Genomic DNA, 13,292 nt, shown 5'->3' with positions numbered 1-13,292 from the left:
AGAGTATTTGTCATTACTCTTGCGGTAGAAAGGAGTTATGAAAATCGGACTTTTTCTCGCGCTTTTCGGGGACAAGAAGTTGGAAGAAGCCCTCGACATGGCTTTGGAGGAAGGCGTGGAGGCTGTGGAAATCGGCACGGGAAACTATCCAGGCTCTCCGCATTTGAACGTAGATAAATTGCTTTCGAGTAAAAGCGAGCGCGATAAACTCATGCGCGCCATTTCGAGTCGAGGGTTCGTTCTTTCTGCACTTTCCTGTCATGGAAATCCCCTTCATCCGCAGGTGCGAATTGCAAAAGAGCACCACGAAATTTTCGTAAAAACCGTGAAATTAGCAGCCGCATTAGGTGTTCCGGTGGTTAACGGTTTTTCTGGTTGTCCAGGGGAAGGAGTCAATGCGAAATATCCTAATTGGATTACATGCGCATGGCCTGACGAGTATCGAGATGTATTGGAATGGCAGTGGAAGGAAAGAGTGATTCCTTATTGGAAAGAACAGGCGAAATTTTTAGCGAAAAATAAAGTTCGTTTCGCGATTGAAATGCATCCCGGTTTCGTTTGTTATTCGAACGAAACGCTTCTAAAGTTAAGAAACGGAGTGGGGAGTCAGGGTGAATGGATTGGTGCAAACTTCGACCCGTCTCATTTATGGTGGCAGGGAATAGACCCGATTGCCGCTGTTCGTCAGTTGGGAGAAGAGGGGGCTTTATTCCATTGTCATGCGAAAGACACGCGAATCGATCCTTATAACTCTTCTTTGAATGGGAATTTGGATACGAAATCTTATGGAGATATTTTGCATCGTTCATGGGTATTTCGTTCCGTCGGCTACGGTCATGGAATCGAATGGTGGAAAGATTTCGTCTCGAATCTTCGAATGGTCGGTTACGATTACGTTCTCTCAATAGAGCACGAGGATGGAATCATGTCGCCGTTGGAAGGATTGCGTAAAGCGATTCAAGTTTTGAAAGGAGCAATCATTTCCGAAAAACCCGGAGTGATGTTCTGGGCGAAAGAATAACAAAAGTTAATTATCCAAGAGGTTTAGGGGCAATCGATTTAATTTATGTCTCTTGAAAATTGTCGAGTTCTTCTTCAGCGGATTCGAGTTTCTTGAAACTGGCGAGAACTTCTCGGAGTCTTTGTTCTGGAGTCTCTGGTTTTCGCGTGACTTTCGTATTCAATTTCACCGTCAAGCGTGCGACTTCGGATGCCAAATTACGCATTTCGGAAACGGTTTGTGCAGAGGATTGATAGACCGAAGAAATAGGGTCGTCTAATCGAGGGGATTGTTCTTCTGCTAATTCGAGAAGTTTCAACATTGCAGAATCCATCGCATGTCGTGCTCGGTCTCGTGCTGCTCTCCATGATTCCAAAATTTCTTCGGAGTGCCAAATCGGAGAATGAAAGACTTCATCCACGTCGTGCCAATAGCGCGCTGCCTCTTCGAGGAGAAGTAGCGCTCCTTTCGAAAGAGGTGTTTCGAAACCCAACAAGTACTTCCAGCTATTCAAGCGTTCCTCTAATTGCATTGCCTTTTTTCTGAGTGCGCTTTGACTGCGCTCCTCTTCGGTTTGTGTCGAGCGAAGGCCAAGCCATAAGAGAATCGAAGACAACAATGCAGTACCAATCATCGCGATGTACCCGAGCAGATTTTTTGGAAAAATCAAATACGCTGCTGCAAATCCCAATAATAAAACCGTGAACGGGATTCCCCAATTCAAAAAAGATTTAGGGTCCGGCTTTCTTTTGCGAATAGCAGCGAAAAACGATGCGAGATGCGGATGTCCAGATGCGCGTCGAGGGAATGCCGCATCCAAAAGCCGCTGCCACAAATTTCGCGAAGACATGGTCTTGATTTTCGAAGAATCTTTATTTTCGTATACGCAAGGGAAATGCGAATGGTTTAAGTCAATTCTGCCACGCTTCGTAAAACGTATGTCGGCTTTGGCTCTTCGACTGCAGGTTCTTGCGAAGTTACGCCGGTGAGGACGAGAGCGGAATCTATTCCTACCCTTTTGGCGCAAACGACGTCTGTGTCTAAACGATCTCCGATGAGGAGTATCTTCTCTCTTGCTTCGCCTGTTTCTTCGAGAATCATCTCGATCAGCATCGTTTCAGGTTTGCCAATAACAACATCTGGTTTCTTGCCGGCGGCAGTGGCGACGGCAGCGACTATCGCCCCTGCTCCGGGTCGAATCCTCCCGCCTTCATCGGGATAAGTGGCATCGAGATTCGTCGCCAAAAAGCGTGAGCCTTCTCGGATTCTCGCTTGCGCTTCGTCGAGTTGGTCGTAGTGGAATGTCCAGCAAATTCCAACGACGACCCAGTCAGCTTTTTCATTTCGATTCTCTACGATTTCGACCCCCCCCTGAAGGAGTTCTTTTTTCATGCCGGGCTCGCCGATTATCCAGGCGGACTGTCCGGAGAGAAATTTCGCTGTACCGTAGGCAGAAGAATAGATTTCTCGAGCATCTACATCGAAACCGAATTTGCGCAATTTTTCGGCGCAGTCTTCTCGAGAGTAGGAAGAGTTATTCGTAAGAAATCGTAAGGTTTTCCCTTTCTTTCGCAAATTCGCGAGCGTCTCCACTGCGCCAGGGATGACTTCTTTTCCACGATACAAAACACCATCGAGATCGAAAAGATAAAGAGAATATTCTTTCACACTTCTCGCGCAATGACGAACTGGGCTAATGTCTCGAGTGCATCCTTCGCATCCGATTTCGGGAGGTCCTGGATCGCGGAAAGCGCTTTTTCCGTGAAGGACTTCGCTTCTTCGTAACATTCAGAAAAGACGCCGTTTTCTTTCATGATCGTCGTGATCTCATGGATTGTGTTTTCGGATATTCCGTTTCCGAAAAACGCGCGCAATTTATTGCTTTCATTGGCATCTAATTGTTTTCTCAAAAATATTAAAGGCAATGTGGCACAGCCTTCTCGGAAGTCCGTAGCGCGGGGTTTGCCCGTTCTCGAATCGTCTCCAAGATAATCCAAGAGGTCGTCCATGATTTGAAATGCCATTCCCAAATTTTCTCCGTATTCGGAAAGGGAGTCGATGGCTCTTTTTTCTGCACTCGCGACTAGCCCCCCCAAAAGACAGCAGCATCCCATGAAGGAAGCAGTTTTTTGTTTCAATATCGAATAATGTGTCTCTTTGCTCAAGTCGAAGTCGCCTCTTGCTTCTATTTCAGCAACTTCACCTTCTGCCATTTCTACCACAGTGCGACTCACTGTACGGATGATTTCCAAGTCGCCGTCTTCCGCAAGAATTTCCATCGCCTTCGCCAGCAAGACGTCACCTGAAAGAACGGATGCCGTGTTTCCCCATAGGGCAGAGGGGGTCGGTTTTCCTCTTCTTAGAGTGGCTTCGTCCACAACGTCGTCGTGGATGAGCGTCGCCATGTGAATCATTTCCATACACGCACCTAAACGGTGCACACGTCGTCTATCGAATGGTTTCCCCACCCCTCTTGCAGAAAGACTCACTAAAGCCGGCCTTAGACGTTTCCCCCCCGCAGCAGAAATGTGAAGTCCGACTTTTTCCACAGTTTCGATCGGAGAACGAAGGCGATTTTGCATCTCCTCTTCGCAGGCTCGGATGTCTTCCGACAAGGCATTCATCAATTCTTGACTTATCGATTCGCGAGCATTTTCTAAATAAACCAAATTCATTTCTCTCCCTCGTGAACACAAATCAAGCCGAAAAATAAATCATGAAAACGCACATTGCGAAATCCCGTCTCCTCCATCAATTGTTTGAGTTCTTCGCGGGTTTTATATTTTTCCGTGCTTTGTTGAAGATAAAGATAGGCGTCTCGTTTCCCGATGACCGCTCCCATGGAAGGCACGAGGATTCTAAAAAGGAAACGAGCCGCCCCCCCTACGAAACGAGAGCGCGGATTTGCCATGTCTACACTCACGATTTTCGCACCGGGTTTCAAAACGCGGTGGATTTCGGAAAGCCCTTGTTTTAAATCGCTTAAATTTCTCAATCCCCACCCGACTGTGACACCATCTGCGGTGTTTTCTCGCAGAGGAATTCGGCAAGCATCCGCCAGTGTGACTGTGAGACGATAAGGTTTTCTCTGCGCCCGTTTCAGCATCGGTTCGCAAAAATCGAGTGCGATGATTCTTCCGGAATTGCCTAACACTTTACGAAGAGGTTTTCCGAAGTCGCCCGTTCCCGAACAGAGGTCGAGTACGGTTTGACCGGGTCGTAGGTTGAGTTTTGTTACAGCGAAAGTGCGCCATCTGCCATGCAAGCCGAGACTCATGGCAGAGTTCATGAAGTCATAAACGGGGGATACTTCAGCGAAGAGGTTTCGTATGTAATCGCGCTTCGCTTCACCTCCCGACAGCCAAGGTTGCGTTTGAGATTTATGGCTCATGCGGCTTTGTTGGCGAGTCTACCGCCCGAGAGAGGGAAGTTTCAGCCTTTTCTGAAAGTTTTTAAAGTCATTTTGAGAAGTCGCGCCCTGTGTCCAATGGCGTTTTTTTTGAATTCGCGCTTTACTGCACTCCTACGGTGAAGTGACCTACGGAAGGGCTAACGCAGAGGATTCGTAGGTTTGCCGTTTACTCGGATTTCCCAATGCAAGTGCGGTCCAGTACTGTAGCCAGTCGAGCCGACGGCGGCAATGGTATCCCCTCGTCTTACACGTTGACCAGGGCGTACGTAAATTCTCGAACAATGAGCGTAAAGTGTGGCGACCCCTGCGCCATGGTCGAGTATGACGGTATTCCCGTATCCTCCCATGTAGGAAGCACCGATAACGACTCCATTGCCAGCAGCGCGGATGGATGTCCCCGTTCTTGCCGGTATGTCAACGCCGGTATGCATTCTCGTGCCTCCGAAGATGGGATGTTTTCGCATTCCGAAGCCACTGGCGATTCTTCCGGCAACAGGTTGCATCCATTTTCCACGCCAGATGATTCTTCCGCCCCCCATCGAATAATAGCGAACCAATGCCGCTTCGATTCGCAAACTTTCTTTTTCGAGTTCGTCGAGTTGATGCTCTAAGAGTTGCGCCTGTTCTCGAAGTTCTTCCAGATACGTGCGTTTGCGCAACATATGCCGATTCAACTCGGCTTGTTCCATTGCTTGTTTCCTGCGAAGATAATTAATTTGCTCTACTGCTTCGTCAATTTCACGCTTTCGCCTTTCGATTTCTTTGCGTGCGTTGTCTAAATCTGTAATCATTTTTTTATCCATGCTTGCGATTCGGTTTAAAATGTAAGAGCGCTCCGAGATCTCGCTGAAGGAATCCGACCTCAATAACACCAAGATTGGCTTTGGCTCTCCTCGCAAGTAAACGGCACGAAGGCGTTTTGCTACGAGGTGCTTTTTATTCTTTAATCTTTCCGTCGCAGCTTCGAGTTCTTTTTGGGCTTTCGCTTGATTTGCGCGCGCTTGTTTCAATTTTTTTATCGTAACATTCAAACGCTCTCTTACGTCCTCTAAAAGTTCGTCTGCGCGTCGGATGTCTTTCATTACTTGAGCGCTGCTTCTGCGCATAGTCCGCAACTGTTTACGAACGCTCGAGACTTTTGCCGAGAGTTGTTTTTGCTTTTGAAGGAGGTCTTTTTTCGAGGGTTTTTGCCCGAGGACGACAGAGCCTATGCACAGCAGGACGACGATCAGCAAATAGACTCTCATGTTCCCGTACCCAAGTAGCGTCTGACGGATAAGGTTGCGCAAATCATACCCAAAACCACACCCAGTCCTGTCAATGCTACTGTGAGGAAAAAGCCAGGAAAACTCCCCTCCTCGCCTGCTCGAGAGAAGGCAGTCCAAGTGCTTAGATGCACGAAAGACCCGCCGAAAAGCCAGAGGAAAAGTCCGCCGATGAGTCCTCCTATCCCACCTTGAATCCCCCCCTCGAATATCAGCGGCAGTCGAATCGTCGCATGGCTCGCCCCCATAAGTTGCATAATGCGCAACTCTTGCCTGCGCGAGTTGATCGTCAAGCGTATCGTATTATAAATCAACGTACCCGCAGTGACGAATGCGAGTGTGCAAATAATTCCTCCGAAGATTTTCACGAATCGAATCAAACCTTGTGCTCGCTCGCGCTCGAGTTTCGCGTCACGAATCGGAGGATTTTCTGATTTATCCACGAGTGGATAATTCATCAATTGCTCTTTTACGGATTCTGTTTTTGATAAATCGGACAGAATGATCACGAACTCGTTCGGCATTGGATTCGGAATATCCGAAAAAAATTCTGCGTCTTTTTGTTTCGCCAAAAATTTACGCCAAACTTCCTCTTTCGAAAGAAAATGCACTTGCGCAACGCCATCGATTTTTTCTAAATCGTTTTCCATTCGTTCGATGTCTTTGGAAGTCGCTTCTGGAACGACGGACACTCTCAATTCGAATTCGCTTTGAATCGAACCGAGAAACTGCACTAACGAAAAGTAGGAATACGCCAACCCTCCGAATATCAAAAGGGCGATTGCTGAGGTGCTGATTGCTGAAAGCGTCATCATTCCGTTGCGACGCAATGCAACCCACGTCTCCTCGAAAAGGAATTCCAAACGGTCAAGCATTTCTTGTAAGTCCGAAAGAATCCGACACCACCCGACCGGATTCTAAGCGCACGACACGACGAGGGAGACTTCCGATAGTAGGCATGTCATGACTCGCCATGAGAATGGTCGTTCCTCGCGTGTTTACTTGCTCGAGCAACTGGATGATTTCCAAACTCGTATCGGGATCGAGATGTCCAGTGGGTTCGTCGGCTAAGAGCAGAGCGGGAGAATGGATCAGCGCGCGAGCAATTGCTACACGCTGCTGTTCTCCGCCTGAAAGTTGTGATGGGAAGGCATCAGCACGGTGAAGAACCCCGACTCTTTCCAGCATCTCAGGCACACGAGTGCGAATCTCTCTTCTCGTATGTCCGGTTGCTCTCATTGCGTAGGCAAGGTTTTCCCAAACTTTTTTGTTCGGGAGAAGCCCGATGTCTTGTGGAACGAGCCCGATTTGCCGTCGTAGAGCCGGAACTGCGTTTTCAGGTAAGGCTGCTAAATCTCTTCCACCCAACATAACGCGCCCCTCTGTCGCCTTCAGTTCTCGGATGAGGAGTTTTAAAAGGGTGGACTTACCCGAGCCGGTTGGACCGACGAGAAAGACGAACTCCCCTCCGCCTACGGAAAGATTCACCTCCGATACCGCGGTTATCCCTTTGCCATAACGAAGAGTTACGTTTTGGAATTCGATCAAACGGATGGGATTATGCCACCTTCCGATGCGGCAATTTTTCTATATTGGTATTTATTTTGCATCGGATAGATGTATCAGATTCGTGTTGCAATGATTTAATTAAACAACAATTTTCTGATTTTACAAATTACGAGGGCGATTATGCCCGCAAGACGTAAAAATTCGTATTAAAAACAAAAACGATGCATACAAATTTAGGAGCAGAAAAATGAAAGCATATATTTCGGTACTCTTATCATTAGTCATTTTGCCGGGATTTGCGCAAATCAATCCGGCTCCTCCTGTACGCCCGCTTCCTCATCCCTGGCCAATGAAATATGCGAATGCGCAAAGGACGGGACAGAGTCTTTATCCAGGGCCAATTCTCGGGAAGGTTTCTTGGAAAGTTCCATTGGCAAACTGGGCGCCAGGGATTGCGGTTTCGAGAAATGGGAACGTGATTCTCGGTGATTGTTGGAACGATGCTCCTTGGAGTGGCGAGGATTATGTGATCGTCTTGACGAAAGAAGGGGAACTCGCATGGCGGGTAAAAATTCCATCCTTCCCTTGGGGAGCGGGGCAAGGCGTTCGTAGCACCGCTGCGTTGGATAGTGCAGGGAACGTCTACATTTCGGGCTCGAACGGAATTTTGCATAAGTTCGACCCGTTTGGAAACAAGATTTGGGAATATTATTTTTCTGGTGGTTCCGGGGTGTCGAATGATGCGTCTCCTGCAGTTTGCCCCGATGAAACGATTCGTGGATTTCATTTTTTTGAAGGTCTTTATGGGTTGAATCCTGACAAAACACTAATTTTCAATGGTGGACCGGGTTCAGGAACCCCTGCAGTCGCTCCGAATTACGACATGTGCACAGGAACTCCGAGAAGCAACGAACCCCACACTTTTCCTGCGGTGATTTACGCTAATGCGAATGGAACGCTTCGCTGGATTTACTATACGCTTTACGGGGGGGGAAGCACACCGGTTTTCGGAAACGATGGAACGGTGTATGTCGGTGTAGATACGTTAGGGACGTATGCGTTTAATCCGAACGGAACGGTTAAATGGCAGCAGACTTGGGGTAGTTGGACGCAAGCACCTGCTCTCGGAAAAAACGGACAACTTTATAAGCCGAGCGGCGGAAGCATTCGAGCCTTCAATCCCGAAAATGGCGCCACGCTATGGACGGCGAACATCGGCGGAACGATATTGGACGGTCTTGCACTCGATTCGCGCGATTGGATTTATGCAACGAATTCGAATGGCGAAGTAGCCGCATTGAAACCGAACGGCCAAATCGTCTGGAAGGTCAAAGTTTGCGACGAATTCGTTACATCGCCAGCAATCGGACTATACGGCACGCTTTATGCATGCGGAAAGGTCGGTTTCGACTATTTTGTATATTGCATTCGATAGGAGAAAAAAATGAAACACTCTAAATTATTTTTGAATATCGCAATTTTCTCACTGTTCACAGTTGCGCAGGCAGATTGGAACATGTATCACGGAAATGCGCAGCGCAACGGATATACGACAGTGGTCGGACCTGCCACTCCAAAATTGAAATGGAAGTTTTATGTGGGGGGTCCCGTTCTTGCTTCGCCCGTGATAGGTCCTGATGGCACGATTTATTTGGGGGCAACTTTGGACGAAACGACCCCGAAGTCTTTCTATACGATTTGGGCTGTCAAACCGGATGGCACTCTCAAATGGAAATATCCTGTCGGCTGGATAGACCATGACAAGACCCCCAATTTCACGGTTGCAGTTTCGCCTTCTGGTGTAGTCTATGGAGGGGGGATTCGCGCCTTCTACGCTCTCAATGGCAACGGGAACTTGTTATGGAAATACGACACACAAAACATGGTTATGCAAACGCCTGTGATTGCACCCGACGGAACGGTTTACATCACTCTGGATGGAAAGTTGACCGCTTTCACACCAGGTGGAGTCGTTAAATGGCAGCAAGAAATAACCGGTCCAGGGCAATCCGGAGGACCTTCGCTTTCTCCGGACGGAAATACGATATATGCAAGCGGGGCTCTCGGCGGACAATCGAAGCTTTACGCCTTCAATACGGACGGCACTTTGAAATGGAGCGTGCTTTTAGATCAGTACTTCTGGCCCCTCGCCCCCCCTGTAGTAGGAAATGACGGAACGATTTACATCATAGACAACTATCCGAAAGCGTTCAATCCCAATGGAACTCTGAAATGGGTGAACTCGAGTCTCTATGGGGCGAATGGATATGCCTCGATGACAGTAGACCCGAACGGCAATGTCTATTACGCACGCCAAACCTACGTTTGGAAGTTCAACTCTTCTGGAAATGTGGTTTGGAAAAAGCAAATCATTCAGGACAACTTTTATTTGGGCGATGCGATGAATGCAATCTTGATGGATGGTGCAGGGAACTTATTTATGGGCTTAGGAACAGGCAAGCGTTGGGCAATCCAGGTCGAAAAACGACTCTGGGTGCTGAGCAGCACGAATGGCGCAGAAGTGGGTAAATACACCTTGCCCGAAATTGCATACGTTTCCTCTCCCGCTTTAGCAAACGACGGTACACTTTACATAGGTTGTCTGGACGGCAATCTTTACGCATTCGGACCGTAACTTTTTCAAGGGGGGGCATATCTTTCCGCTGTCGCACCCGGAGAACTCGGGTGCGACAGAAACCGTTCGAGGTATCCTGAACTCTCGAACGTCATGGAAAGAGTAATTCTCGAAGAGCCCTCGCTACGCATAGAGGATATCGTTGCGGTTGCGAACGGGGCAACGGTCGAAATATCTCAGAAGGCAATCGAAAGAGCTATAAAATCCCGGGCGATTTTAGAAAATCTCGAAAAGAGCGAAACGCTCATTTATGGAGTGAACACCGGATTCGGTGCCTTGAAATCCGAAATCATCGAACCTAAAGAAAGAATTCATTTGCAAGAAAATTTAATTCGCTCTCATGCGGTAGGGGTCGGCGAACCTTTAGGAACGAAAGAAGTACGCGCTTCGATGTTGTTGATGGCGGCGAGTCTTTTACGAGGTCATAGCGGTGTTGGTCCTGAAGCGGCGCAGTTGATTTGCGAATTTCTCAATCGTTCGATTCATCCCAACGTTCCTCGCCAAGGGTCTTTGGGTGCGAGCGGAGATTTAGCACCACTCGCACATATCGCATTAGCATTGATGGGTGAAGGAACTTGCAGGAGCGACGATGGAAGTCTTTTATCTTCGCATTTGCTGATGGCGGAGCATGGTCTCGCTCCTCTCGCGTTGACGAGCAAGTTAGGACTTTCTCTCATCAACGGCACTCACGTGCATACTGCAATTGCAGCATTATTAACGGCAAGCGCAAAAACCTTGGCGAAAGCGGCAGATATTGCATGCGCGATGAACATTGAAGCGACGCTCTGTTCTGCACAACCCTTTCGAGACGAAGTTCACGTTTTGCGGCCTCATCCCCACCAGATGCGTTCGGCAAAAAACATAAAGCGATTAATCGAAAATAGCGAGCTCGTTGCGAGTCATGCGCATTGCGGCGAAGTGCAAGATGCTTATTCCATTCGCTGCGCCCCCCAAGTGCACGGCGCGGCACGAAACTCCATCACCCATCTGCGCGAAGTCGTCGAAATCGAAATTTCGAGTGTTACGGACAACCCTTTGGTGATAGGAGACGAAGTGGTTTCCGCTGGACATTTTCACGGTGAACCCGTCGGTTTGGCTCTCGATTATTTTAAAATCGGAATCTCGGAATTAGCCTCGATAAGTGAAAGGCGCACTGAGCGTTCTTTGAATAAGGACTATAATCGAGGCCTCCCCCCCTTCCTCATAGAGCATGCGGGTTTACGCAGTGGATTGATGATGTGCCAATACACCTCAGCGGCATTGGTGAGTGAAAACAAAGTTCTGAGCCATCCATCCTGCGTGGACACGATCAACACCGGCGCAAATCAAGAAGACCACGTCTCCATGGCGATGAATGCGGCGCTTCATGCGCAAAAAGTTTTCGAAAATACATACAAAGTGATTGCAATCGAACTCATCGTAGGTGCGCAAGCGTTGGACTGTCGAGCCAAAATTCAAAAAGACAAGCCGGGTTTGGGAGTGCAAGCAGCGTGGCGTGCAGTTCGAGAAATGGTCGAAAAAGTCGAAGAGGACCGTTCGTTGAGCGACGAGATTCAGCGTTTCGAATTAGAACGGGTGGTTGAGGCTGTAGAAAAAGAAATAGGGGATTTGGACTGAAATGTTAAAGCCCCCCCCTCGTGAATTATTTTTTTCGCGTGGCGAACCCGAAGATCCGCGGTTAGGGGAAATCGTGCGCATCGTTTCTAAGAGAGATTTTGCGAAACGGGATTGGGACGTTGCGATAATCGGTTTTCCAGACGATCGAGGCATTACATTGAACAAGGGAAGGAAAGGCGCTGCTCATGCCCCGCGCGAGATACGAAAATGGCTTTATCGTTTAGTGCCCCCCCGCAATGATACGAAAATAGCGGATTTGGGGGATTTGGTCATTTCGGAAGATTTAGCCGCCGACCATAAACGAGCCGTTTCGGAAATCACCTTTGCGCTTATGCATTCGAAAAAGGTTCTCCTTTTCGGAGGGGGGCACGATTGGGGTTTCGCGCCTATTGCGGCGCTTCTGCAAACGGGAGGGACGGGCTTTATCAATTTCGACGCGCATCTGGATGTGCGAGCATCTTCGATTCCCCATTCCGGAACCTCTTTTTGGCGCGCGTTGGAAAACGGAGTAGAAGGAAAAAATGCGATTTGGTTCGGGATTCAATCCTGCGCTACAGCGAAGTTGCATAAAGATTATGCAGAAGCGAAAGGTGGAACGATATTTTATGGTGATTCTCCTTCGCTCGAAGTCGAAAAATTTTTGGAATCCGTGCAAATAACGATGGCACGTTGCGATTGTATGGATTTGAGTTTAGACATGGATGTCTTTGCCATGAGTGAAGCACCAGGAGTGAGCGCCCCGCAACCGTCTGGAGTTCCGTCGAGGATCATTCTTGCACTTCTTAGGCAAATTCTATCTTTCGAAAAGGTTCGAACATTCGGAATCTACGAACTATCCCCCCCTCATGATTTGCAAGACATGACCGCGCGCTTAGCCGCTCGTTGTGCATGGGAAGTGCTGCGATAGTGTTATCGCAAAGTGGCGGAGAACCTCCTTCTTCCGGTAAATGCCAGGCGCAATAAAAGTCTAACCCGAATATTTACCAGCCCATAAAATCCCCATCTGTGGAATTTACTGTGACATGGACGCTCATGAACTCGTCAAGGAAAGACCCGAACAAGTCGCACCTGATCAAGGCTTAATCCACGAACTCAGCAAAGACAGCGACCCTTGGGCAAACTTCCCGAGGACTATCCAGCAAACGGAATACACCGTAGGAATCAATGCCGCACACGAAATGGGCAAGGCTCCCGTTGTCCCTGAACCTGGCACGATTTGCATCCTTCTCGGAGCATTCGCGCTATTTGCCAAGCGTTTGAAGCGTCCGCGAGAATAAAATATCTCGATGTGCCTTATATAGGTGTTTTAGCGCTTCAAGGCGATTTTCAAAAACATATCGAAGCCGTTCGTGCCTGCGGTCGCGAGGCGAAAGAGGTTCGCACCCCCGAAGACCTTCGTGATTGTGAACGTCTCATCATCCCCGGTGGAGAAAGCACCACGGTCGGGATTCTTTTGCAAAAAAGCGGACTCGATAAGGCAATTCTCGAACGTGCAAAGGAGAATATGCCTATTTGGGGTACTTGCATGGGTCTTATTCTTTTAGCGAAGGAGATCGAGGGGAGAGAGCAATGGGGACTGAAACTTTTCGATGTGAGGGTTATTCGAAATGCTTACGGTCCGCAAATCAACTCTTTCGAAACCGATATCGAATTTCGCGGCTTTCAAAAGCCATTTCACGCCGTTTTTATTCGCGCGCCGATTATATCGAAGGTGGGAAAAGACGTGGAAGTTCTCGCTTCTCACAATGGTCATCCTGTAGCTGTTCAGCAAGGAACTCTTTTTGGCACGACGTTTCATCCGGAGTTGACGGACGACCTTCGCATTCACCAGTTTTTCCTTTCACTATAGGGTTT

General features: G+C 48.4%; 14 protein-coding genes. 7 read left to right on the top strand and 7 right to left on the bottom strand.

What is annotated here, in order from left to right:
- The first annotated feature begins 37 nt into the window (after positions 1-37).
- Complete coding sequence (locus VNK96_02910) at positions 38-1,021, top strand: sugar phosphate isomerase/epimerase (protein ID HWP30662.1); 984 nt, start codon at positions 38-40, stop codon at positions 1,019-1,021.
- A gap of 43 nt (positions 1,022-1,064) precedes the next feature.
- On the opposite strand, the gene VNK96_02905 is transcribed toward VNK96_02910, so the two are convergent.
- From VNK96_02905 to VNK96_02875, 7 genes are all read right to left on the bottom strand, one after another.
- Positions 1,065-1,850 carry a hypothetical protein gene (locus tag VNK96_02905; GenBank protein ID HWP30661.1) on the bottom strand — a complete coding sequence of 262 codons (786 nt, stop codon included), beginning with the start codon at positions 1,848-1,850 and terminating at the stop codon, positions 1,065-1,067.
- A 56-nt stretch (positions 1,851-1,906) separates the two neighbouring features.
- Positions 1,907-2,668, bottom strand: coding sequence for an HAD-IIA family hydrolase (locus VNK96_02900; protein HWP30660.1), 762 nt, complete (start codon positions 2,666-2,668; stop codon positions 1,907-1,909).
- Positions 2,665-3,675, bottom strand: coding sequence for a polyprenyl synthetase family protein (locus VNK96_02895; protein HWP30659.1), 1,011 nt, complete (start codon positions 3,673-3,675; stop codon positions 2,665-2,667). The genes VNK96_02900 and VNK96_02895 overlap by 4 nt, the downstream gene beginning before the upstream one ends.
- Positions 3,672-4,391 carry a ubiquinone/menaquinone biosynthesis methyltransferase gene (locus tag VNK96_02890; GenBank protein ID HWP30658.1) on the bottom strand — a complete coding sequence of 240 codons (720 nt, stop codon included), beginning with the start codon at positions 4,389-4,391 and terminating at the stop codon, positions 3,672-3,674. The genes VNK96_02895 and VNK96_02890 overlap by 4 nt, the downstream gene beginning before the upstream one ends.
- A gap of 158 nt (positions 4,392-4,549) precedes the next feature.
- Positions 4,550-5,659, bottom strand: a complete 1,110-nt coding sequence (locus VNK96_02885) for a peptidoglycan DD-metalloendopeptidase family protein (protein HWP30657.1) — start codon at positions 5,657-5,659, stop codon at positions 4,550-4,552.
- Positions 5,656-6,552, bottom strand: coding sequence for a permease-like cell division protein FtsX (locus tag VNK96_02880; protein HWP30656.1), 897 nt, complete (start codon positions 6,550-6,552; stop codon positions 5,656-5,658). The genes VNK96_02885 and VNK96_02880 overlap by 4 nt, the downstream gene beginning before the upstream one ends.
- Positions 6,545-7,225 (bottom strand): ATP-binding cassette domain-containing protein, encoded by a 681-nt coding sequence (locus VNK96_02875; protein ID HWP30655.1) that lies wholly within the window; start codon positions 7,223-7,225, stop codon positions 6,545-6,547. The genes VNK96_02880 and VNK96_02875 overlap by 8 nt, the downstream gene beginning before the upstream one ends.
- A 208-nt stretch (positions 7,226-7,433) precedes the next feature.
- Between VNK96_02875 and VNK96_02870 the strand changes: the two genes are divergently transcribed.
- The 6 genes from VNK96_02870 to pdxT all read left to right on the top strand — a co-directional run bounded on the left by VNK96_02870 (position 7,434) and on the right by pdxT (position 13,287).
- A complete protein-coding gene (locus tag VNK96_02870) occupies positions 7,434-8,621 on the top strand; it encodes a PQQ-binding-like beta-propeller repeat protein (GenBank protein ID HWP30654.1) in 1,188 nt (395 codons plus the stop codon).
- 9 nt (positions 8,622-8,630) lie between these two features.
- On the top strand, positions 8,631-9,821 hold the full coding sequence (locus VNK96_02865; protein ID HWP30653.1) for a PQQ-binding-like beta-propeller repeat protein: 1,191 nt from the start codon (positions 8,631-8,633) through the stop codon (positions 9,819-9,821).
- A 93-nt stretch (positions 9,822-9,914) separates the two neighbouring features.
- Positions 9,915-11,438: a histidine ammonia-lyase gene (gene hutH, locus VNK96_02860; GenBank protein ID HWP30652.1), complete on the top strand. Its 1,524-nt coding sequence runs from the start codon at positions 9,915-9,917 to the stop codon at positions 11,436-11,438.
- Between the two features lies 1 nt (position 11,439).
- The gene (locus VNK96_02855) at positions 11,440-12,345 is read left to right on the top strand and encodes a formimidoylglutamase (GenBank protein HWP30651.1); all 906 of its coding nucleotides are present in this window, start codon (positions 11,440-11,442) and stop codon (positions 12,343-12,345) included.
- 115 nt (positions 12,346-12,460) lie between these two features.
- Positions 12,461-12,715: a hypothetical protein gene (locus tag VNK96_02850; protein ID HWP30650.1), complete on the top strand. Its 255-nt coding sequence runs from the start codon at positions 12,461-12,463 to the stop codon at positions 12,713-12,715.
- A gap of 11 nt (positions 12,716-12,726) precedes the next feature.
- Positions 12,727-13,287, top strand: a complete 561-nt coding sequence (gene pdxT, locus VNK96_02845) for a pyridoxal 5'-phosphate synthase glutaminase subunit PdxT (protein ID HWP30649.1) — start codon at positions 12,727-12,729, stop codon at positions 13,285-13,287.
- Positions 13,288-13,292 lie beyond the last annotated feature (5 nt).

Source organism: Fimbriimonadales bacterium, from assembly GCA_035559795.1.
GTDB lineage: Bacteria > Armatimonadota > Fimbriimonadia > Fimbriimonadales > ATM1 > DATMAR01.
The sequence above is the reverse complement of the archived record's forward strand: the minus strand, read 5'-3'. Positions and strand labels throughout refer to the sequence as shown.

Excerpts from the sequence above, each read along its gene's own strand:
- VNK96_02910 (HWP30662.1), top strand. The coding sequence starts at position 38 with ATGAAAATCGGACTTTTTCTCGCGCTTTTCGGGGACAAGAAGTTGGAA.
- VNK96_02905 (HWP30661.1), bottom strand. The coding sequence starts at position 1,850 with ATGTCTTCGCGAAATTTGTGGCAGCGGCTTTTGGATGCGGCATTCCCT.
- VNK96_02895 (HWP30659.1), bottom strand. The coding sequence starts at position 3,675 with ATGAATTTGGTTTATTTAGAAAATGCTCGCGAATCGATAAGTCAAGAA.
- VNK96_02890 (HWP30658.1), bottom strand. The coding sequence starts at position 4,391 with ATGAGCCATAAATCTCAAACGCAACCTTGGCTGTCGGGAGGTGAAGCG.
- VNK96_02885 (HWP30657.1), bottom strand. The coding sequence starts at position 5,659 with ATGAGAGTCTATTTGCTGATCGTCGTCCTGCTGTGCATAGGCTCTGTC.
- VNK96_02880 (HWP30656.1), bottom strand. The coding sequence starts at position 6,552 with ATGCTTGACCGTTTGGAATTCCTTTTCGAGGAGACGTGGGTTGCATTG.
- VNK96_02870 (HWP30654.1), top strand. The coding sequence starts at position 7,434 with ATGAAAGCATATATTTCGGTACTCTTATCATTAGTCATTTTGCCGGGA.
- VNK96_02865 (HWP30653.1), top strand. The coding sequence starts at position 8,631 with ATGAAACACTCTAAATTATTTTTGAATATCGCAATTTTCTCACTGTTC.
- hutH (HWP30652.1), top strand. The coding sequence starts at position 9,915 with ATGGAAAGAGTAATTCTCGAAGAGCCCTCGCTACGCATAGAGGATATC.
- VNK96_02855 (HWP30651.1), top strand. The coding sequence starts at position 11,440 with ATGTTAAAGCCCCCCCCTCGTGAATTATTTTTTTCGCGTGGCGAACCC.
- VNK96_02850 (HWP30650.1), top strand. The coding sequence starts at position 12,461 with ATGGACGCTCATGAACTCGTCAAGGAAAGACCCGAACAAGTCGCACCT.